1 protein-coding gene is annotated in these 916 nt (G+C 74.8%); it reads right to left on the bottom strand.

Annotated features, from left to right (window positions below):
- On the bottom strand, nt 1-916 hold a 916-nt coding region (locus tag AC27IO_RS24815), incomplete at both ends, for a HAMP domain-containing protein (protein ID WP_498741296.1).

Raw genomic sequence — 916 nt, 5'->3', positions numbered from 1 at the left:
CAGGCCCAGGCCCGATCCGCCCAGGTCGCCGGTGGCGCGCGCGCGCGACGCCTCGGCGCGGTACAGGCGGTCGAACAGGCGCGGCAGGTCGTGCTCGGCCACGCCGGGCGCGGTGTCGTCGAACTGCAGCACGAGCGAGGGCGCGGGTCCGCTGCGCTCGGTCTGCGCCTGGATTTCCAGCCGGCCGCCAGGATCGGTGTAGCGCACGGTGTTTTCCAGCAGGTTCAGGAACACGCGGTGAAGCTGCTGCGCGTCGCCGCGCACCAGCGGCGGGGGCGACAGGCTGGCGAGCGCGGCCAGCCCGTGCGTGTCCACCGCAAGCTCGGCCTGGTCGAATCGCGGCTGCATGGAGGCCACGGCCTCGGCCAGCAGCGACAGCGGGTGCACGGGCACGAGCGCGGAGGGCGCGCTGCCCGCGGCGGCATCCAGGCTGGCGCGCAGGTCCCCCACCAGCTGGATGAGCCGCATCACCTGCCGGTGCAGGCGCAGCGCGGTCTTGTCGTCGAACGGGCGCACGCCGTCCTGCACCGCCTCGATCTCGGCGCGCATCGCCGCCAGCGGGGTGCGCAGCTCGTGCGCCACGTCGCCGATCCATTGCCGGCGCGAGGCTTCCATGCCGCCCAATTGCTCGGCCATGTCGTTGAAGGTGAGTGCCAGCCGGGCCAGTTCGTCGTCGCCGTGCACGGCCACGCGGGTGTCCAGCCGGCCCGCCGCCACGCCGCGCGCGCCGTCCACGAGCGCGCCGATGGGGGCGAGCCAGCGGCGGGCCAGCGCCCAGGACAGCAGCAGCGCGAGCGCCAGGCCGGCAATGCCGGTCCACACCACGAAGCCCAGTTGCCGGGCGATGAAGGCGCGGTCGGCCTCGGTCTCCATGTGCGAGGGCGGGCTCAGCACCAGCTCGCCGATGGGGGGTGCC

Source organism: Acidovorax sp. KNOB132 (genome assembly GCF_057541515.1).
The sequence above is the reverse complement of the archived record's forward strand: the minus strand, read 5'-3'. Positions and strand labels throughout refer to the sequence as shown.